Origin of the sequence: Flavobacterium fluvii (assembly GCF_900129545.1) — a bacterium.
GTDB lineage: Bacteria > Bacteroidota > Bacteroidia > Flavobacteriales > Flavobacteriaceae > Flavobacterium > Flavobacterium fluvii.
This window is the reverse complement of record NZ_FQWB01000005.1, coordinates 226,134-246,070: the sequence shown is the minus strand read 5'-3', so window position 1 is coordinate 246,070 and position 19,937 is coordinate 226,134. Positions and strand designations below refer to the sequence as shown.

Annotated in this window: 22 protein-coding genes; 10 read left to right on the top strand and 12 right to left on the bottom strand. The window is 35.5% G+C overall.

Translation table 11 applies throughout. The features are described from left to right. Nucleotides 1–103 precede the first annotated feature (103 nt). On the top strand, nt 104–304 hold the full coding sequence (locus tag BUC16_RS12760; protein ID WP_073371094.1) for a hypothetical protein: 201 nt from the start codon (nt 104–106) through the stop codon (nt 302–304). Nucleotides 305–432: 128 nt separating this feature from the next. Next, the gene (locus BUC16_RS12755; protein WP_073371093.1) at nt 433–1,893 is read left to right on the top strand and encodes an aminoacyl-histidine dipeptidase; all 1,461 of its coding nucleotides are present in this window, start codon (nt 433–435) and stop codon (nt 1,891–1,893) included. A 342-nt stretch (nt 1,894–2,235) separates the two neighbouring features. Here the strand turns inward: BUC16_RS12755 and BUC16_RS12750 are convergent, their stop codons facing one another. The 9 genes from BUC16_RS12750 to glf all read right to left on the bottom strand — a co-directional run bounded on the left by BUC16_RS12750 (nt 2,236) and on the right by glf (nt 10,800). Next, entirely contained in the window at nt 2,236–3,561 is a 1,326-nt protein-coding gene (locus tag BUC16_RS12750; protein ID WP_073371091.1) for a rhamnogalacturonidase, read from the bottom strand. Nucleotides 3,562–3,748: 187 nt separating this feature from the next. Continuing rightward, the gene (locus tag BUC16_RS12745; RefSeq protein ID WP_073371090.1) at nt 3,749–4,519 is read right to left on the bottom strand and encodes a CDP-alcohol phosphatidyltransferase family protein; all 771 of its coding nucleotides are present in this window, start codon (nt 4,517–4,519) and stop codon (nt 3,749–3,751) included. A gap of 54 nt (nt 4,520–4,573) precedes the next feature. After that, a complete protein-coding gene (locus BUC16_RS12740; protein WP_141226153.1) occupies nt 4,574–5,089 on the bottom strand; it encodes a hypothetical protein in 516 nt (171 codons plus the stop codon). Between the two features lie 18 nt (nt 5,090–5,107). Further along, on the bottom strand, nt 5,108–6,130 hold the full coding sequence (locus BUC16_RS12735; protein WP_073371087.1) for a COX15/CtaA family protein: 1,023 nt from the start codon (nt 6,128–6,130) through the stop codon (nt 5,108–5,110). 378 nt (nt 6,131–6,508) lie between these two features. Then, the gene (locus BUC16_RS12725; protein WP_073371084.1) at nt 6,509–7,924 is read right to left on the bottom strand and encodes a CCA tRNA nucleotidyltransferase; all 1,416 of its coding nucleotides are present in this window, start codon (nt 7,922–7,924) and stop codon (nt 6,509–6,511) included. Between the two features lie 23 nt (nt 7,925–7,947). Next, on the bottom strand, nt 7,948–8,331 hold the full coding sequence (locus tag BUC16_RS12720; RefSeq protein WP_073371082.1) for a GxxExxY protein: 384 nt from the start codon (nt 8,329–8,331) through the stop codon (nt 7,948–7,950). A 39-nt stretch (nt 8,332–8,370) separates the two neighbouring features. Next, a complete protein-coding gene (locus BUC16_RS12715; protein ID WP_073371081.1) occupies nt 8,371–8,931 on the bottom strand; it encodes an L-threonylcarbamoyladenylate synthase in 561 nt (186 codons plus the stop codon). Beyond that, nucleotides 8,931–9,695: a DUF4422 domain-containing protein gene (locus BUC16_RS12710; protein WP_073371079.1), complete on the bottom strand. Its 765-nt coding sequence runs from the start codon at nt 9,693–9,695 to the stop codon at nt 8,931–8,933. The genes BUC16_RS12715 and BUC16_RS12710 overlap by 1 nt, the downstream gene beginning before the upstream one ends. After that, nucleotides 9,688–10,800 (bottom strand): UDP-galactopyranose mutase, encoded by a 1,113-nt coding sequence (gene glf / locus BUC16_RS12705; RefSeq protein ID WP_073371078.1) that lies wholly within the window; start codon nt 10,798–10,800, stop codon nt 9,688–9,690. Before glf ends, BUC16_RS12710 begins: the two co-directional genes overlap by 8 nt. Before the next feature lie 53 nt (nt 10,801–10,853). Between glf and BUC16_RS12700 the strand changes: the two genes are divergently transcribed. From BUC16_RS12700 to BUC16_RS12690, 3 genes are all read left to right on the top strand, one after another. Further along, nucleotides 10,854–11,720: a hypothetical protein gene (locus BUC16_RS12700; RefSeq protein WP_073371077.1), complete on the top strand. Its 867-nt coding sequence runs from the start codon at nt 10,854–10,856 to the stop codon at nt 11,718–11,720. Nucleotides 11,721–11,797: 77 nt separating this feature from the next. After that, nucleotides 11,798–12,583: a glycosyltransferase family 2 protein gene (locus BUC16_RS12695; RefSeq protein WP_073371075.1), complete on the top strand. Its 786-nt coding sequence runs from the start codon at nt 11,798–11,800 to the stop codon at nt 12,581–12,583. 59 nt (nt 12,584–12,642) lie between these two features. Then, nucleotides 12,643–13,410 (top strand): lipopolysaccharide kinase InaA family protein, encoded by a 768-nt coding sequence (locus tag BUC16_RS12690; protein ID WP_073371074.1) that lies wholly within the window; start codon nt 12,643–12,645, stop codon nt 13,408–13,410. A gap of 2 nt (nt 13,411–13,412) precedes the next feature. Here the strand turns inward: BUC16_RS12690 and BUC16_RS12685 are convergent, their stop codons facing one another. Next, a complete protein-coding gene (locus tag BUC16_RS12685; RefSeq protein ID WP_073371072.1) occupies nt 13,413–14,474 on the bottom strand; it encodes a glycosyltransferase family 9 protein in 1,062 nt (353 codons plus the stop codon). A 58-nt stretch (nt 14,475–14,532) separates the two neighbouring features. After that, nucleotides 14,533–15,348, bottom strand: a complete 816-nt coding sequence (locus tag BUC16_RS12680) for a 2,3,4,5-tetrahydropyridine-2,6-dicarboxylate N-succinyltransferase (protein ID WP_073371071.1) — start codon at nt 15,346–15,348, stop codon at nt 14,533–14,535. 99 nt (nt 15,349–15,447) lie between these two features. Here BUC16_RS12680 and BUC16_RS12675 point away from each other — a divergent pair, with 99 nt between their 5' ends. Genes BUC16_RS12675 through ruvX form a run of 3 tightly spaced genes read left to right on the top strand, consistent with a single transcriptional unit; the run spans nt 15,448 to nt 16,369 of the window. Continuing rightward, entirely contained in the window at nt 15,448–15,672 is a 225-nt protein-coding gene (locus BUC16_RS12675; RefSeq protein ID WP_073371069.1) for a hypothetical protein, read from the top strand. Between the two features lies 1 nt (nt 15,673). Continuing rightward, entirely contained in the window at nt 15,674–15,952 is a 279-nt protein-coding gene (locus BUC16_RS12670; protein WP_073371068.1) for a type II toxin-antitoxin system RelE/ParE family toxin, read from the top strand. Next, a complete protein-coding gene (ruvX, locus tag BUC16_RS12665) occupies nt 15,953–16,369 on the top strand; it encodes a Holliday junction resolvase RuvX (protein WP_073371066.1) in 417 nt (138 codons plus the stop codon). Here the strand turns inward: ruvX and BUC16_RS12660 are convergent. After that, nucleotides 16,332–18,608 carry an FUSC family protein gene (locus BUC16_RS12660; RefSeq protein WP_073371064.1) on the bottom strand — a complete coding sequence of 759 codons (2,277 nt, stop codon included), beginning with the start codon at nt 18,606–18,608 and terminating at the stop codon, nt 16,332–16,334. The genes ruvX and BUC16_RS12660 overlap by 38 nt on opposite strands. Nucleotides 18,609–18,798: 190 nt before the next feature. Here BUC16_RS12660 and def point away from each other — a divergent pair, with 190 nt between their 5' ends. Further along, nucleotides 18,799–19,386 carry a peptide deformylase gene (gene def, locus BUC16_RS12655; RefSeq protein WP_073371062.1) on the top strand — a complete coding sequence of 196 codons (588 nt, stop codon included), beginning with the start codon at nt 18,799–18,801 and terminating at the stop codon, nt 19,384–19,386. Between the two features lie 58 nt (nt 19,387–19,444). Continuing rightward, nucleotides 19,445–19,936 (top strand): DUF5606 family protein, encoded by a 492-nt coding sequence (locus tag BUC16_RS12650; RefSeq protein WP_073371060.1) that lies wholly within the window; start codon nt 19,445–19,447, stop codon nt 19,934–19,936. The last annotated feature ends 1 nt before the right edge of the window (nt 19,937 follow it).

The window sequence follows — 19,937 nt, the reverse complement described above, 5'->3', positions numbered from 1 at the left end:
TTTTACTTTTGGCATAAAAATAACAATTAAAATAGAAGCGCACTTTCTTTTTTTGTAAATTTGAAAGGAATTCCATTTTTGAAACTTAAATACTTCAAAAGCGATGTCAAGAGAAGAACTTATTATTAAAACTATCGAAAAATTGCGACAATTTCCAGACTCCAAAATTCAGGAAGCGTTAAATTTTGTGAATTTTTTGGAAAGCACAATCGATGATAAAAAAAAATCACGAGCTAATAAAAGACTTGTTTCAAACTTAAAATCGTATGAATTTATTGATGATGAAGAAGAGGATTTTTATTGAGCCAGTGATTTAAATAATTAAATATCATCGTCCATTCTAATTTTTATGCAGATAATTGTTTTGGATTTTTTCAAAACATGATCTGTATTTTTTTTGTAAAATCTGTATCAAAAAACAAATAATATATAATGAGCCAAGAAATAAGAAATCTGGAACCCAAAGCACTTTGGAACAAATTTGCCGATTTGAATGCCGTTCCGCGTCCATCAAAAAAAGAAGATCGCGTAATCGCGTTTATCAAAAACTTTGGAAATTCATTGGGATTGGAAACCTTTGAAGACGAAATCCGAAACGTGATTATCCGCAAGCCGGCCACGGCAGGAATGGAAAATCGTAAAGCCGTTGTCCTGCAAGGACATTTGGACATGGTGCACCAAAAAAATGCCGATACCATTTTTGATTTTAACCAACAAGGAATTGACATGTATGTTGACGGCGACTGGGTTCGCGCTCGTGGAACCACGCTTGGTGCCGACAACGGTCTTGGCGTGGCGATGATTATGGCGATTTTGGAAAGCAAAGAAATTGCACATCCAGCGATTGAAGCCTTGTTTACCATCGATGAAGAAACTGGAATGACGGGAGCTTTGAATCTAAAAGGAGGAATCCTTAAAGGCGAAATCCTGTTGAATATGGACACCGAAGAAGACGATGAAATAGACATAGGTTGTGCAGGTGGAATCGATGTTACGGCAACAAGAGAGTATTATGAAGAAGAAACTCCCGAAGGTTCCGTTGGTTATACCATAACAGTAAAAGGCTTGAATGGCGGACATTCCGGTATGGATATTCACAAAGGTTTGGGCAATGCCAACAAAATAATGAACCGTTTGTTGTTTGATGCTTTCGAAAACTATGGTTTGCAAGTTTCCGAAATCAACGGTGGCAGTTTACGCAATGCGATTCCGAGAGAAAGCGTTGCCAAAGTCATCGTAGCCGGAATGTATGACGAAGCCTATGTTTTTGACATGCAGGAAATCATCAACGACATCAAAACGGAATTCAAAACCACCGAACCAAACTTGACCATCGAAATCGTGAAAAGCGATTTGCCGAATAAAGTAATGGATTTGGGCGTACAGGAAGGAATTATCCGTTCGATTTATGCCGCACACAATGGTGTTTACAGAATGTCGGCCGATATGGAAGATTTGGTGGAAACCTCCAACAATATTGCAAGGGTAATCATCAAGGATGGCGAAATTTCCATTGGATGCTTGACGCGTTCTTCTGTGGAAACGTCCAAGTTTGATTTGGCTAATGCCTTGCGTTCTGCTTTTGAATTATGCGGTTGCGAAGTGAATTTGTCAGGTTCTTACCCGGGTTGGACACCCAACGTGAAATCTGAAATTTTGGATATTTTGGTTCATGTTTACGAAAAACAAAACAAGGAAAAACCTAAAGTAGTGGCTTGTCACGCCGGCTTGGAATGTGGAATTCTGGGAACGAATTATCCTGATATGGACATGATTTCTTTTGGACCAACAATTCAAGGGGCACATTCGCCAGACGAAAGGGCTTCCATAAAATCTTCCCAAAAATTCTGGAATTTTGTTCTGGAAATTTTGAAGAACATTCCTGTGAAGTAGTAATCAGATTTCAGGTTGCAGATTTTAGTACATAAGAAATCAGGTAATTTGGCATAAATAAAAAAGCAGTTTAAAAATGAAAGGAATCATTTTAAACTGCTTTTTTTCTGTCACCTGCAATCTGTGACCTGCAAACTAATCCCTTTTCGGACTGTTTTTCTTTTCTCTTTTCTCCTCTTTCTTTTCCTTGGCGGTTTTCAGAGGTTCTTTTTTTACGGTTTTCTTTGCGTCTTGACTTTTAGCCATGGTATGTATTTTTAAAGATTAATTTTCGGTTTTTCACTTTAGTAAATGTAAAGAATATTTTTATAAAAAATTAATTTTTGATTATTTTACTTTTTATTACTCCACCAAAACATTGTTCACTTTCACGTTTTTCAAAGTAAATCCGTTGACGATACTTTTGTCGATGGCCGAATTTTTGGTCTCAATGTTTAGATTCTCGAAAGTGAAGTTTTTTAGCTTCACATATTGGTTGATGGCAATGTCAAAAAAGACGTCACATTTCAGGTCGATGTTTTTTAGCGTGATATTCTCGGAATAAGAAACCGGAGTATCTTTGCGGTCTTTCATGTCAAAGAACTGTGTCCAAGGTTTAACGTAGATTAAACTATAAGCTTGTCCTTTAATATTTTCAAGCGTGATGTATTCGTATTTTTGTGGGGTATCAGGACGCATTTTTAACCACAAGAGGCGTTTGGCTTCGTTGACGTGACAGTTTCGCATCAAGATGTTTTTGTTGTGGATGGCCTCACTTCCAGAAGTCAATGCGGCGTGACAAAATCCAAATTCACAATCTTCGATAAGAATATTGGAATTTCCTCCATTCAAAGGGTCTTTGTCGGCCCATGGTCCTTTGCCGCCTTTAAGCGCAATGGCATCGTCGTTAACGGACATATAACATCCTTTTATCAAGACATTGGAACAGGCATCAATGTCAATGGCATCGGTGCTTGGAGCTTTTACGGGTTCGTATGGAGAATAAATATGCAAATCGATAATTTTTACGTTGTTGCATTTGTAATAATGGCTGGTCCAAAAACCGGCATTGTGTAACTTGACATCCTGTAATTGCACGTTGTTCGAGTTCCAAATGAAAACCAAACGCGGACGAGATACTTCCAGATTGGTACAATTAGGATTCTCTTTTCGGCGTTGCCAAAAAGCTTCCCAATATTTGAGTCCGTTGCCGTCGATGGTTCCTTTTCCGCTGATGGTAAAACCGTCCACACCATACGCATTGACAAGTGCCACAAAATAATCCAGGTTTTGACCTTCCATTCTTGAGGCTTGTTTTGGATAATCGGCAATGTTGTTCGAACCTTTCAAGACTGCGCCTTCCGACACATAAAGATGGGTTTTGGGTTTAAAGAACAATGCTCCGCTGAAGAATGTCCCTTTGGGAATTACCACGACACCACCACCATTTTTGGCTGCTTGGTCAATCGTTTTTTGGATGGCAAGGGTTTGTATGGCTGTACTGTTTTTTTTGGCACCAAAAGCAGTGATGACGTATTGTTTGCCCAAACTTTTCAATGGTATTTTCGAAGCGTCGAGAAACCAGTTTGGAATAGGGGTTCCGTCGGGGAAAATGTTTTTGTTGGTTTGTGCCACGCTATTTTGCAGCAAGATAAAAAGAGAAAAAAGGAGAACAACTTTATTTTTCATGAAATGTGGTTTTAAAAATTCCAACTTGTACCTATCAAGTTTAATACCAAAAATAGAAAATGGTTTCAGATTAACTATCCTGTGGATACGGCTTTTGGAATTTTATTTTGGATTTTTCCGAACGGAACCTAAAATAAAACAGCGAATTGTATAATTCTCTTTTGATATTTAGGAGTTTTTTTGCTTGTTATTTTATGAAACCTTTCCTGATGCCTATCAAAACAAAGATGAATACGGAATAGCCAATAAAAAAAGGAACAATCATTTCTATCCATCCCAAAGGCAACATAACGGCAATAATCAGTAATTGGAAACCCAATCCATATAAAGAAACAAATGTCATAAACCAGTTTGGAAAGGATTTTACCGTGTGTGCCTTGTTGTCTAAAACGTGAATTATTTTGTCGAAAAGGCCATAAACGATGGTGTAAATCCCAAACAAAATATCCACTGATTTTTGAGTTTCCCCAGGCAAAGCTTGAGGTGATTTATCCTCAAAAATCTTGCTGGTTTTGTCTCCGCCAATTGATTTGTTTCTCAAAATCACATAGTAATAATTGTACAAAGTGCCTTGCAATTGGATGCAAAAAAACGCCAATAACGTCATCCAAAATGAGGTTTTGGACACAAGGCAAATCGTCATTAAAAATAGGAAGTTCAATATGATGTCAAACACGCTGTCGAGATATCTTCCAACGTAGGAAGGCGTGTTTTTTATTCGAGCCAATTCGCCGTCAACAGCATCAATAATCGATTTTAGAATGATGAAAAAACTGGCTAAAAAGTAGTGATTTTGCAAAATGCAATATATGGCAATCAAACCACAAATGCCAAAAAGCAAAGTGACGTGAATGGGCGTAAATGGGGTGTTTTTTAATTGATTGGCAAACAGTTTTGCAATCGGTCTTCCGTAATCCGACAAATCTAGAAATTCATCTTCGGTAGCAAGTTTAGACATTTATGGATGTACAAGTAGGATACGACAATATAGTCAGGTGTAATTTAATGATTTTTATTCAATTTCTGCAGCAATTTCTATGGCTCCATTGACCCATTCGGGATTTATTTTGATGGAATCTTCTGGATTTAAATAAGTTATTTGGGCTACTTTTTTTATTTTTTCGCTGATGGTATAGGTGTCAATGTATTGGTACAATTCATCATACGGTTGATTTTTGCTTTCAGGATGATCGGTTACAACTCCAATTTTCAGTAAATCATCCGACGATTTTATTTTTTCTTTTAGAGGAGAATTTTCAATGTTGTTTTTATAAAATGTATCCAGTATAAATTTCTTGGTTGTAATGATTATTGCTCCAGAATTCGAACCATATTTTGTGCATACCAAGGAATCTTTATACACGGTCAAAGTAGAAATATCATCTGGGTTTAAGGCTTGCATTTGCTCGTTAATATCTTGCATGAATCCTATTTTCTTTGCATCAATGACAATCATTGGATTTGGTTTTGATTGAGCACAAAGGTTTGACAAGAAGAATATGGAGAACAGGAGCAGTAGTTTTTTCATAATTTACTTTTGAAAGTGTTATTTCGACAATCGGTGCAAAGTATATGTCATTGCCGTAAGCAAAAAGAAAGCCATTATTTGATGGATTAATCCTAAACAAAGTGGAACGCTGTAAAGCAATGTGAGAACGCCTAAACTGAATTGTAAAATCACTAGGATTACCAAGGCGGTTATTCCTGATTTTTGATTGTCATTTAAATAAAATTTATGGCTTTTGAAAGCCAGGAGCAATATCAATCCAACTACAACATAAGCCAAAGTTCGATGTACAAATTGCACTCCACTTTTGCCTTCAGTCAATCTTAATAACCAAGAGTCTTTTTCTAAAACAACACTTTCGTGAAGAAATTGTCCGTCGCTCATCAAAGGCCAATGGTTGTGAATTAAACCAGCATTCAATCCAGCCACGAAACCACCGTAGATGATTTGCAATAGCAGAAATACCAACGTATATCTAGCAATTTTTCGTAGTGGAAGTATGGCTTCATTTCGATTGGGATAAATCAAATCCAGGGCAACCCAAAGCGTGTAAGCAAATGTGATAAAGGCAAATGTCAAGTGCAAGGAAAGCCTGAAATGGCTCACGTCTGGATTGTCAATCAAGCCGCTTCGTACCATAAACCAACCCAAAAACCCTTGAAAAGCACCCATTCCAAGCAACACCACACATTTTTTTAGGGTTTCGCTTGAAAGTCTTTTTTTAATGAGAAAATAGACAAAAGGAATGAGGAATACCAATCCAATAATTCGTCCTATAAATCGGTGAAACCATTCCCAAAAATAGATGAATTTATAATCATCCAATTGGAAATCATTGTGAACGTTGATTTTTTGATATTCCGGAAATTTCTTGTATTGTTCGAATGTTTCCTGCCATTTGGCTTCGGTTAACGGAGGAAAAGTGTCTGTGACTAAATGCCAGTCGGTCATTGATAATCCTGAATTGGTCAATCGGGTGATTCCACCAACCACAACCATTATAAACAATAGTAAGCAACCTGAAAGTAGCCAGATAATTACGGCTTTGTTTTCTTTTTTCATTCTTTTCCGATTAATTCGATTTCGTCTGTTTTTCTAGTTTCCTTTAAGTAAATCCTTTTTGAATAAAATTTTGATAGATAAAAATTCACAATTATATTTAAAATCATGACTATTGCCATTGATGTGATTCTATTTGTATAGCTGTCAATGTCAATTTTTAGCTTAAATAAATCGATTAAAACACCATTTTGAAAAATAAAATAAAACATTAATATTGTTATAACAGAGACAAAACAGGATAAGGTAAATGTTAATTTGTATATGAAATGATTAGTTCCAATTTTTTTTAATCTTTTTATAAATATGAAAATTGATAATATGATTATTATTAAAAATAAAATTAAAAAAATACTACTAAAGTATCCATCATTTTTTTATTTAAACTTTCTTCAAGCCTAATTTTGCTCCACGCTTCAATACAAAATCATAAGCTGCCTGATATTCATTCGGGATTTCACCTTCCAAAATAGCTTCTTTCACGGCTTCTTTCAGTACTCCAATTTCTCGGGAAGGTTGCAAATTGAAAATCGCCATAATCTCTTCGCCGGAAATAGGCGGTTGAAAATTACGAACTTGGTCGCGTTCTTCCACTTCCACTATTTTCTTGCGGACAATCTCGAAATTTTGGTGGTATTTCTTGAATTTATTGGGGTTTTTGGTCGTGATGTCGGCTTCACACAAAGTCATCAAGCTTTCCACGTCTTCACCGGCATCAAAAACCAGGCGTCGAACGGCAGAATCGGTAACCAAATCTTGTGAAAGCACGATGGGACGCGAACTCATCATCACCATTTTTTGCACAAATTTCATTTTGTGGTTCAACGGCATTCTTAATCTTTCGAAGATTTTCTTGGCCATTTTTCCACCCAGGAATTCGTGACCGTGAAAAGTCCAGCCTTGTTTTTTGTTGAAACGTTTGGTTGGTGCTTTGCCTATGTCGTGCAACAATGCGGCCCAACGCAGCCAAACATCATCCGTATTTGGGCAAATATTGTCGACTACTTCCAGGGTGTGGTAGAAATTGTTTTTATGCGTTTGGCCTTCAATTTCTTCCACTTGATTTAGAGCAGTTAATTCAGGAAGAATGATATCCAAGAGTCCGGTTTTGTACAGCAATAAAAATCCAACTGAAGGCGTGTCGGTTGAAAGGATTTTATTCAACTCATCGACAATTCTTTCACCAGAAATGATGTTGATTCGGTCTGCATTTTTGGTAATGGATTGCAATGATTTTTCTTCAATTTCAAATCCCAATTGATTGGCAAAACGAATTCCTCTCAACATTCGCAAAGGATCGTCGGAAAAAGTGATATCGGGATCGAGCGGAGTTTTGATGGTTTTGTTTTTCAGGTCTTCCAATCCGTTGAATGGATCTGATAATTCGCCAAAATTATCCTTGTTTAATGACAAAGCCAATGCATTGATGGTGAAATCACGACGGTTTTGGTCGTCTTCCAAAGTTCCGTTTTCCACGACAGGATTGCGACTGTCGAGGTTATAGGACTCTTTTCGTGCGCCCACAAATTCGATTTCGGTGTCTTCAAAACGCAACATTGCCGTTCCATAGGTTTTGAAAACCTGGACTTTTGGTTTGTTGGGCAATAATTCCGAAACTTTTAGGGCTAATTCTATTCCGCTTCCAACGGCAACAACGTCGATGTCTTTTTTAAAATCCCTTTCAAGGATTAAATCTCTCACGAAACCGCCAATCACGTAACTTTCGAGATTAAGTTCTTGGGAAGCTCGAGAGATGACTTCGAATATTTTATTATTTAAGGCTGATTTGTAATTCATAATTTTTACCGCAAATTCGCAAATTAATTTTTTGAACTTATGATGCGTTTGTATTCTAAAGAAACTAAATTGAAATTAGCAAGTATTGCCAATTTGTTTTTTGAGACTTTTAAATAATTTAAACATTGATTATAATGACTGTTGTTGAAACAATCGACGGTTTTTATTTCGAGAATAATTTTATCGTAAACTACAAAGTCTGCGTAAAATTTATGTTTTAAAGTGGTGTCTTTATAGTTAATTGAAAACTCTTTTTCTCGTTGATATGGAATGTCTTGTTGTAGAAATTCATACTCAATAGCATCTTTGTATACAATTTCAGAAAATCCTTTTCCAAGATTTTTGTGTACTTCAAATAGAATACCTACTATTTTGTAATTTTCATCTTTATAAATGTATTCTTCCATATAAGTAAAAAAATAATTTGCGAATTTGCGGTAAAAATCCTATTTCCTTATCACTTTTACCTGAGAATCGCTCGTCAATTTTATGATTGTAGAAGGTTTTCCGGCAATTTTATCGTGGTGCAAATTTACAACATAGTCAACTCCTTTTATAATTTCGGGACTAATATCTTTGAAGGCGATAGGAGTGGGTTGTCCAGAGATATTTGCCGAGGTGGAAACCAACGGCTTTTTCATTCGTTCCATCAATTTGAAACAGAAAGGTTCTTTGACGATTCGAATTCCAAGAGTGTTGTCGGTGGCGATAAGATTGGCTGCCACGTTTCTTGGATTGTCAAGAATCAAGGTAGTTGGTTTTTCGGATAAATCCATAATTTGCCAAGCCACTTCTGGAATATCCTTGAAAACGTTGTACAACATTTTTTCGCCGTTCATCAAACAAATCATCGATTGTGTTTCGGCTCTTTGTTTGAGTTTGTAGATTTTGGCAACAGCTTCAGGATTTGTGGCATCGCAACCAATTCCCCACACGGTATCAGTAGGGTAAAGGATAATTCCGCCTTGCTGTATTATTTCGAATGCTTTGTGGACTTCTTCGTTCATTATAAATCGATTATTCTATAGGAAGGGATTCCCTTGATTTTGAAATTATTGTGATATACGTACAGATTGATGAGTCTTTCCGAAATGAAACCAAAAATACGTGCTTGGTATTGGTCTTTTGGAATTTCAATTTTGGATTCCAATTCAAATAATATCGAAAATAACCAGGTTTGATATGCATCGAATTTTTCTTTGGAGCAAATCATCATGTTGCCCATGTGAAATAATACGCCTTCATCCAGATGCTTGATTATGCTTTGTTCGTATTCGGGATATTTTTCGACAATTATTTTTTTGGTTAAATCCCAGTCACTTTTTCTGTGGCCATGGCAGAAATTATCGGTCAGGGTCGTGTTTTTGAATTTATAGGGACGGCCAAGAATGATGTCGTGATTTTTTAAAATGGAAGTAATTTTATTCTGCATCTTTTCCGCACCAGAATGGAATGTTTTGGTTTTCTTGAAATCGGCAATCTTGATTTTTTTCTGGGCAGAGGGTTTTAAATTATAAAAAGGGTTAAAGAAATTAAAATACCTTCTATAATGACAAATGCCTACATATTCGGCATCTTTTATGTTTTTCCAAATCCAATAAGTAGCCGTCAGTTCGCAATAATTACTGTTTTTGTCGGATATGTTGTCAAGCGTGTTGTCTCTTAATATAGTTTCTGTAATGTCATCGTTATTTCCAACTTGTATTGGGATGAGCAATTCATTGGACAGTAAAGGATTTTCTTTGTGAGTAACTATAAAAAGTTTAACCATTTTCTAATTCTTTTTTTGATCTTGTTAATGCCAAAGCAATCACTTGGTGCATGTCGTAATATTTGTATTCCGATAGTCTACCACCAAAAATCACGTTTTTTTCCTCCAAAGATAATTTTTTGTATTCATCAAACAAGGATTGATTTTTGGCGTCATTTATGGGATAAAAAGCTTCTTTGCCCGGATTCCATTCCTGCGGATACTCTTTTGTGATGACTGTTTTATTTTGTTTGCCAAATTCAAAATGCTTGTGTTCTATGATTCTTGTATAATCATAATCGGCATCGTTATAATTGACAACGGCATTTCCTTGAAAATTGTCGGTTTCCAGAATTTCATTTTCAAAATGAAGCGATCGGTATTCCAGAACGCCCAATTTGTAATCAAAGTATTCGTCTATTTTTCCTGAATAGACTATTTTGTCGGATAGTTTGTTGAACTTCTCCCTGTCTGAAAAATAATCGGTTTTTGTTGCAACTTCGATGCCTTCCAGTAATCCTTCGATTAGTTTGTTGTATCCGCCAATGGGAATTCCTTGATAAGTATCGTTAAAATAATTATTGTCGAAAGTGAATCTTACGGGAAGCCTTTTTATGATGAAAGCGGGTAATTCAGTCGCTTTTCTGCCCCATTGTTTTTCAGTATATTCTTTGATGAAATGATCGTAAATGTCTTTTCCGACTAGGCTTAATGCTTGTTCTTCCAGGTTTTTCGGGTTTTCTACTCCGTAAATAGCGATTTGTTCATCGATTTTTGCCTTGGCTTCCTGGGGAGTTTTGGTACCCCAAAGTTGGTAAAAGGTATTCATATTAAAGGGTAAATTGTATAATTTCCCTTTGGATAATGACATAGGTGAATTCGTGAAATTGTTGAATTCCACAAATTGGTTCACATAATTCCACAAAGTTTTGTCATTGGTGTGAAAGATGTGGGCTCCGTATTTATGAACATTGATTCCTTCAATGTTTTCGCAATGCACATTTCCACCGATATGCTCCCTTTTGTCAATTACCAAGCATTTTTTTCCTGCTTTTGTTGCTTCGTAGGCGAAAACGCTTCCAAAAAGTCCTGACCCAACAATTAAATAATCGTATTCATTTTTCATTTCGCAAAAGTAGATATTAATTAGTAAATTGCAACAAATTTTATACAGCATCAATGTCAGGAAAAATACAAGTAGGTTATTTGGTTTCGTATGATTATGAATTATTAAAAAATTCGTTGCCAACCATATATAAAGAGTCAGACACCATTTTTTTGGCTATCGATAAAAACAGGAAAACCTGGAAAGGAGATGCTATCGATATTAATCCTGATTTTTTTGATTGGATAAAGACTTTTGACGTAGACAATAAAATAGTTCTTTTTGAAGAAGAGTTCTATGTCCCAACCCTGACAACCATGCAATGTGAAGTGCGGGAACGAAAAATGCTCGCGGAAAAAATGGGAATTGGCAATTGGCTAATACAAATTGATGCCGATGAATATTTTTTGGATTTTAAATCGTTCGTAGCATTTTTAAGGTCAAAAAATCATTTCTTGAAGAATCCAGAGAAAACGCCAGTTCAAATTTCTCCATTTTTAATCAATTTATATAAAAGGCTTGACGAAGGCTTATTGTTTGTCGAAAAGTCATCAAAACAACTACTGGCCACGAATTTTCCGAGTTATAAAGTGGGAAGACAAACACGCCAAAGAATAATTTATTTTAGGGGATTAATACTTCATGAATGTTTGTCAAGGACAAGGGAGGAACTTGAATTCAAATTGGATAATTGGGGACACAATGTAGATATCAATAAAAAACAGTTCTTGGAGAAATGGGAAACCGTCAATCAAGATAATTATAAATCGATGGAGAATTTCTTCTATTTGGAACCGGAAAAATGGAAAAAATTGGCATTTGTAAAAGGAACTACCATCAAAGAGGTTGAAGAAAATTTAGATTTGTCTAAAGCGGTTCCCTCGGATTTTTATATTTTAAAGAAAAACTTCGGACAATGGTTTAAATTCTTGTTTAGATAGTGATATGAATTTGCCCTTTTTAATCCATATCCAATGTATGGAAAAATGAAATCTGTAGAAATCCACATATTAAAATAATGAAATCAGCCCTATTAATATCTACTTATAATTGGACAGAAGCTCTTGAATTAGTATTGAAAAGTGCTTTGTCTCAAACACAAATGCCCGATGAAATTATTATTGCAGATGATGGTTCAAATGATGAAACAAAATTACTCATCGAACAATTTACTCAAAAAAGTCATGTTCCGATACATCATGTTTGGCAAGAAGATATTGGTTTTAGAAAATCAAAAATTTTAAATAAAGCTATTGCCCAGACTAATTCGGACTACATTATTCAAGTCGATGGAGATTGCATTATGCATAAAAATTTTATTGAAGACCATTTGAATGAAGCTCAAAAAGGGGTGTATCTCTATGGTTCCAGGGTCAATGTTTTGCCAGATTTTGTGGTTGATGTTTTTCAAAAAAAGAAAACTAATTTTAATTTATTTTCAAAAGAGATTAAAAATAAAACAAGAAGTTTACACCTTCCATTTTTGTCTAAATTCTATAAAAAACACCAAGGGATATCCAAGAAATTCAGGGGTTGTAATGTGTCGTATTGGCGTGAAGATATTATTGCAATTAACGGCTATAACGAAGATTTTGAAGGTTGGGGACGAGAAGATTCGGATTTAGTCATTCGTATGGGCAATAATGGAGTAAAAGCAAAAAGGATAAGGTATGCCGCAATTGTATTTCACATTCATCATAAAATTAATTCGAAACAAAATTTTGAGTTGAACGACAAAATACAAAATGAAACCATAAAAAATAAAACGGTAAGGATTAGTCGGGGTATCAATCAGTATTTGTGATAGAATTGTTTTAGTAAAATGCAATACTTACATTTGTCAGTCATTAACAAATACATTTGATGAAATTTACCATTAATCCATTTTTCGAAATAGCGGACAAGGAAATTGTTTCTGTCATAAAAAACTTCAACTCCACCGGGATTCTTTTTGGGGATGGGAAAAGAAATAAAATCAAGCTATTTGAATTAGAAGGCAAAACCATCAATGTGAAATCCTTCAAAATTCCACATTTAGTCAATAAGATTGCTTACAAATATTTCAGGAAATCCAAAGCCAGACGTTCTTTTGAATATGCCACCACTTTATTGGAAAAAGGAATTGGAACGCCACAACCCATTGCTTATTTCGAAAACCAAGATTTCATCGGACTAAAGGATAGTTACTATGTGAGCGAACATCTTCAGTGTGATTTGACTTATAGGGAATTGGTCGAAATTCCTGATTTTCCAGATCACGAAAACATTTTAAGACAATTTACCCAGTTTTCATTCGATTTGCACGAAAAAGGAATCGAGTTTTTAGACCATTCTCCAGGAAATACCCTGATTAAAAAAAATGCCCAAGGAAATTACGATTTCTTCTTGGTCGATTTGAATCGAATGAATTTTCACGACAACATGGATTTTGATTCCAGAATGAAAAACCTCAGTCATTTGACTCCCAAAAAGGAAATGATTGCCCTGATGAGCAACGAATATTCCAAATTATATCCAGCTCAAACGGAAGCGGCTATTTTTGAAAAAATGTGGTTTTACACCAATGATTTTCAAGAGCGTTTTGCCAAAAAAAGACGTTTGAAAAAGAAATTGAAATTCTGGAAGGCTTAATTTTATAGATTCTGTTTCAAAAACAATTCAATTTTATCCTTGAACAAGTCGGGTTCGAATTCTTGATACAAAGAAAGCGCATTTTTTTTGAGCTCTTTTTCTGTTTTCGTGGCTAATAATTCGGGTTTAAAATCATTCAAATGTACTGAAATGTGATGTACGCCATCTTCGAGAGTGGCCCAAATTTTCTTTTCAATCCAAGGCGAAAAAATAATAAAAGAGGATTTCCCTAAAGCTTTTGCCATATTGATTGCTCCGCCATCGTTGCCAATGATCAAATCGCAATTGTTCATTATCGCAATAAAAGAGCGCAAATCATTGCCCAACAAATCAAAATAAATTTTTTCTTGAGTGGAGGGTTTACAAGCATCAAAAACGATTTTGGCATCGTTAATTTGCTTTGGAAAATAATTGAAAAGAATATTCACATCTTGATTGTCGGCGATGTAATCTACCACTTTCGCCATATATTCCAATGGATAGGTTTTTAGTTTTTCGCTACCCAAGAGGCTAATCATAACTGTTTTTTGGTCTTTTTTTAAGTGATGATGTTCAAAATGGACAAGTGCATCTTTATTTTCTTTATCGGTAACATACAACTTTGGAAAAGGGTCAACTTCAATTTTCAAGTCAAGTGGTTCCAACAACGAAAGTCGTCTTTCGATGGCCAAGCCCAAATTTGTTTTTGGAAATTCGGCAAACGGAACATTGTCGGTATATAAAAAAGTGCGACCAAATTTTTTATAGGAAATCTTTCTTTTGGCGCCACTCAATAATACAATCAGCCAGCTTTCCAATTTCGAATAGGCATCAATCACCAAGTCGTATTGGAAAGAGCGAATTTCGAGAGCCAAATTCAGGAATTCTCTTTTGCTTTTGCGATGTCTTTCCTGAAACAAGAGCACATTGTCAATGTTCGGATTGCCTTGCAAGACTGGAATTGTCGATTCGTAAACCAAATAATCGATTTGGGCATCAGGATAAGCTTGGCGCAAATTATTGCAAATAATGCTGCTTACCAGCACGTCGCCAATCATTTTTTGTTGTATTACTAGTATTTTCATAGTATAAAAAAACCTCCCTTTTTGAGGGAGGAATGTACAATATTTTTATGAAATAATATTAAACGGCAACGTCATATTCACGCAACGCATTATTCAAGGATGTTTTTAAATCTGTTGAAGGTTTACGAGTTCCGATAATCAAGGCACAAGGCACTTGGAAATCTCCGGCAGCGAATTTTTTGGTATAACTACCAGGAATCACAACGGAACGAGCAGGAACAAAACCTTTTCTTTCCACTGGAGTTTCTCCGGTAACGTCAATAATTTTTGTTGAAGCGGTCAAACATACATTGGCACCAAGAACGGCTTCTTTTCCTACGTGAACTCCTTCAACAATGATACAACGAGAACCAATGAAAGCACCGTCTTCAATAATTACCGGTGCAGCTTGCAAAGGCTCCAAAACACCACCAATTCCAACACCGCCAGAAAGGTGAACGTCTTTACCAATTTGAGCACAGCTACCAACAGTTGCCCAAGTATCTACCATTGTTCCAGAATCAACATAAGCACCAATGTTTACATAACTTGGCATCATGATTACGCCGCTGGCAAGAAAAGCTCCGTAACGGGCAGATGCTCCAGGAACCACGCGAACTCCTTTTTCGGCATAATCTCTTTTTAGCAACATTTTGTCGTTGTATTCGAAGATTCCGGCTTCCAATGTTTCCATTTTTTGGATAGGGAAATATAGCACAACAGCTTTCTTTACCCATTCGTTTACTTGCCAACCTTCACCAACAGGCTCAGCAACACGCAATTTTCCTGAATCTAATAATTCAATAACTGATCTAATGGCTTCAGTAGTTTTTGTTTCTTGCAACAAAGCACGGTTTTCCCAAGCTTGTTCTATTATGGATTGTAATTCGTTCATTTTTGTTAAATTTTTGGCAAATATACCATTTTATAGGCAAAAGCCAAAAGTAAAATCGATTGGAAAATGTTATATCTTTGTACTTTAAATCGATTCATTATGGAAATCATTAGATTAGAATTTCAGCCCAACATCAAAGCCAAAATCTTGGAATTATTGAGTTCATTTTCTTCGGATGAATTGAAAATTGTTCAGGAAGATTCCGATTTTGATGAAAATAAGAGAAAATTGGAAATCGCTTATACTAAATTGAAAAGCGGTACTGAAAGGATGTATTCGATTGATGAAGTTGATGCAATTTTAGACAAAACATTTTCGGAATAGGATAGTTAGTATTTCGAATGAATTTCTAAAATCATTGACAGACCAAGTTCGTTACATTTATAAAGACAAGCCCCGAGCAGCATTAAAATTCAGGAAAGATTTACTTAAAAACATCAAAAAGGATTTGAAACAACCATTTCATTTCAAAAAATCAAGATATTTTGAAAATGAAAATATAAGAGATTATGTTTTTAAAGGATATGTGGTTGTTTACGAGGTTGATATTGAAAAGAAAATAGTTTCCGTCTTTGGTTTTATAAAATATAAAGACTCCTTATAAATGCCAAGAATACTCGCCATAGATTACGGACAAAAACGCACCGGAATAGCCGTTACCGATGAACTGCAAATTATTGCATCGGGTTTGACCACCATTCCATCAGCCACAGCCATTGATTTTTTGAAAGATTATTTTTCCAAAGAAAAGGTAGAAGCGGTTCTCATTGGCGAACCCAAACAAATGAATGGACAACCATCTGAAAGTGCTTCCATCATCAAGGGATTCGTGACGCATTTCACCAATCATTTTCCGGATATGAAAGTCATTCGAGTTGATGAGCGTTTTACTTCAAAAATGGCTTTCCAGTCTATGATTGATAGTGGAATGAAAAAGAAACAACGCCAAAACAAAGCGCTTATTGACGAAATTTCGGCAACAATTATGCTTCAGGATTATTTGACCCGAAAAATGTTTTAAGAGGATTGGTTTCGATTTGTGGCTGGGGTTTTAGTAGAACTTTTGTTGTTTTTATGATGTTTTCGGATAAATTGGTTAGCCAAACCAATTGTTCGATTACCAATTGCGCTTCCTGCATTTTGAGTTTGAACTCTTCACTTTCGATGTCGGTTCCTTGCATTAATTCTTTTTCCCTAATTTTTTTTAATTCGATAAAGCTGTTGTTGAAGATGTCATCAACTAGTACATCTGTTTCAGCTGGTTTGTTTTCATTTTTTAATAGTAAAATGGCACAATCCAGATTTTTTATGATTCGGTCAAACACGATATTGAATGATGCGGAGGCTTCCGTCGTTTTGTGTGATTGTGTATAAGTACCCAATGAAGCAGCAGCCGAAAGTAAGGCATTATTGACGACCGTGAACTTATAAACCTGTTGCAATTTGTCTTGTTTGGACTTGGGTTCTTGCAACATTCTTTGAAAAGAAGCCATCAAGTTGCCAATTTCTATGAAAGCTTGATTTCTGGCTAGACGATATTTGGCGTTAACACCTTCTTTGCTATTGTATAAAATAGAAATTTGTTTTAAATAATTTCTGTTGGCTTCGATCGAATTTTTGATGTTTTCATTGGTGTTTAACGACTCCCAAAAAGGCCACAAAAAATGATTTGCCAATATCGCCAACGTTGCACCGACTAAAGTGTCCAAAACTCGATACAAAACAATATTATTATCGGTTGGGTTCAGTATGGCAAAGATGAAAATAACATGCAGGGTTATGAATGTGGTCCCTATTTTATAGTTGGAAGGATTAAAGGTAAGTCCCAAAATCAGAAAAAGAATGGTTAAACATCCAAGAATAGTTGTGTTGGGACCAGTTGCCAAAACGGCAAAGCCCAAAATACCTCCAATGAGCGTTCCTATAAATCTATTGGCCGTTCTTTCCTTCGTGAGTCCATAACCCGGGCGCATAATAACAACTATTGTCAATAATATCCAATACACGTTTTCAAAAGGCAACACTTTTCCAATGATGAATCCTATCAACAAGGTTGTGGTAATTCGTAGCGAATGCCTAAATTCAAGCGAAGAGAAACTAAAATTTTCAACTAAAGTGTTTAGGGGATAATAGTCAGGAGTGATTAAATTCTCCAAATCTTTATCCCTTCCTTTAAGATCTTTTAATTTTACGTTGGAAGTATAAGCTCTTTCAAGCGTTTTGATTTTTTCGACTTGTTTTTCGGCATAATGCAACATGTTGGTCAGCATAAGCACGCCTTCCGAGGCTTCTGTTTTTCCTAGAGTTTTTTCGTATTCGGTTATGGCATTTTCAAAAGCATATAAATTTTCGACTAAATTATTTTTTGGAGTGTAACTTTTTCTTTTTCTTATTTTTTTGGATAAAGACTTTAGATTTTTGGACAAATTGTAGGCCAAACTTTGATAGGTCATTAAAACCTTTGGATGTTCATCAAACTTTTGATGCAATTTATTGTGGTCGAAAGAGGTTGAAATAGCCAATTCCATTATTTCTACCAAAGTGATAAAGGACAGCAGCATTTTTCGATTTTGATGCGATGAACCATAATTAGTTCGGTTTCTAACCAAAATCTCCCTGATTTTTTCGTGAATCTCATTCAGTTCCACCTGAAGATGCAATTGTTTTCGGGTAATTTCTTTTCGATCTGAATTTAATTCCCATAAATCGCCTCTTAATTTCAAATATTTTGCGGTCAGTTTGATGCATTCCACGATTTGTAGTTCGGTATAACGATGCGGATTGATGTAGTAGAAAATCAAGGATACCAATAAATAAAACAAACCGCCTCCAAGGAAAAGCCCGGTGTGACGCAGAATTTCCCAGCCTGTATGCGTATGTGAAAACGAAATGGAAATGGTCATTAATGCCGAAAAAGCAACCATGGTGGCGCGTTGTCCGTAAACGGCAAGCATTGAAAGGATAAAAACCAATGAAGCAAATACGGGGTAAAAAATAAAGGGGTAAGGATAAGTAAGATTGATCAATAAATTACAACTGGCAAGAATTAAGACCGTTACAAGTATTCCGTTGATTTTATGTTTTAAATTACTGGGAGTGTCACTTGGAAAGGTAAAAAGAGCTCCAAGTGCTATAATTAGACCAGTTTGTAAATCTCCTAAATAAGTAAATATAAATACAGGAATAACAGCAGAAAGCGCTGCTTTTATTGCGTTGGTGAAATTAGTGCCTAGAGTAAAGTCTTTTATTTTTGCAATCATGTTAGTTTGGTTAATTACAAAGGTAAGAATTGTGTTAATCTATCTACAATAAACGGCTTTGATTTCTTAAACTAAATTTAAATATTAATTTTGGGATAATGGTATGCATATTTTTTTACTATTTTTGCGGACTGAAATTAAGGAGAAAGAGATTTTGAATTGGCAGTAGATAATACTTAATACAACACTAATGATTTTACCAATTGTAGGATATGGCGATCCAGTTTTAAGAAAGGTAGGCGAGGAGATAACTCCAGAACATCCTAACTTGAAGGAGATTATTGCCAACATGTATGAAACGATGTATAATGCTTATGGAGTGGGGCTTGCAGCACCACAAGTAGGATTAAGCATTCGTTTGTTTGTAATTGATACCACGCCTTTTGGCGAAGATGAGGACCTTCCAATTGAAGAACAACAACAGTTAAAAGGCTTTAAACGCACTTTTATCAATGCCAAAATAGTGAAAGAAGAAGGAGAGTTATGGGGGTTCAACGAAGGTTGTCTCAGTATTCCCGATGTGCGTGAAGACGTTTACCGACACGAAAAAATCACGGTTGAATATTGTGATGAAGATTTCATTATGAAAACCGAAGTTTTTGATGGTTTGGTTGCCAGGGTGATACAACACGAATACGATCACATCGAAGGCATTTTGTTTACTGATTTGATTTCTTCATTGAAGAAAAAAATAATCAAGAGTAAATTGCAAAACATTATGGACGGCAAGTCCAGACCTGATTACAGAATGAAATTTTACAATAAAAAAGGAAGATAAACGTTCAATGACATTGTCAATCAAGAAAAAATAAATTTAAAAATATAAAGACTTAAAAATGAATTTAGAAAAAATATTATCGATTTCAGGAAAACCAGGGTTGTTTGCATTAAAAGTTCAAACTCGTACAGGATTTGTAGCCGAATCATTGCTTGACGGTAAAAAAAGTACTGTTGGATTGAAAGTAAACGTGAGTTTATTGTCTGAAATCTCTATTTACACTGTTGATGCAGAAAAACCGTTGACCGAAGTGATGCGAAACATCGCCATCAAAGAAAATGAAGGGCCGGCTCTGTCACACAAAGAAGACAATGCTAAATTAGTGGAATATTTTTCTGAAATTCTTCCAGAATACGATTCAGAAAGAGTGTATCCTTCAGATATCAAGAAAGTCTTGAATTGGTACAACTTGCTTCAATCAAAAGGATTGGTTTCTAAAGAAGAGCCAAAAATTGAAAACGCCGAAGAAATTAAAGAAAGTGTTGTTGAAGAAGTGGTTGCCGAAAAAGCAAAAGCTCCAGCCAAAAAAGCAAAAGCAAAGAAAGAGTAAT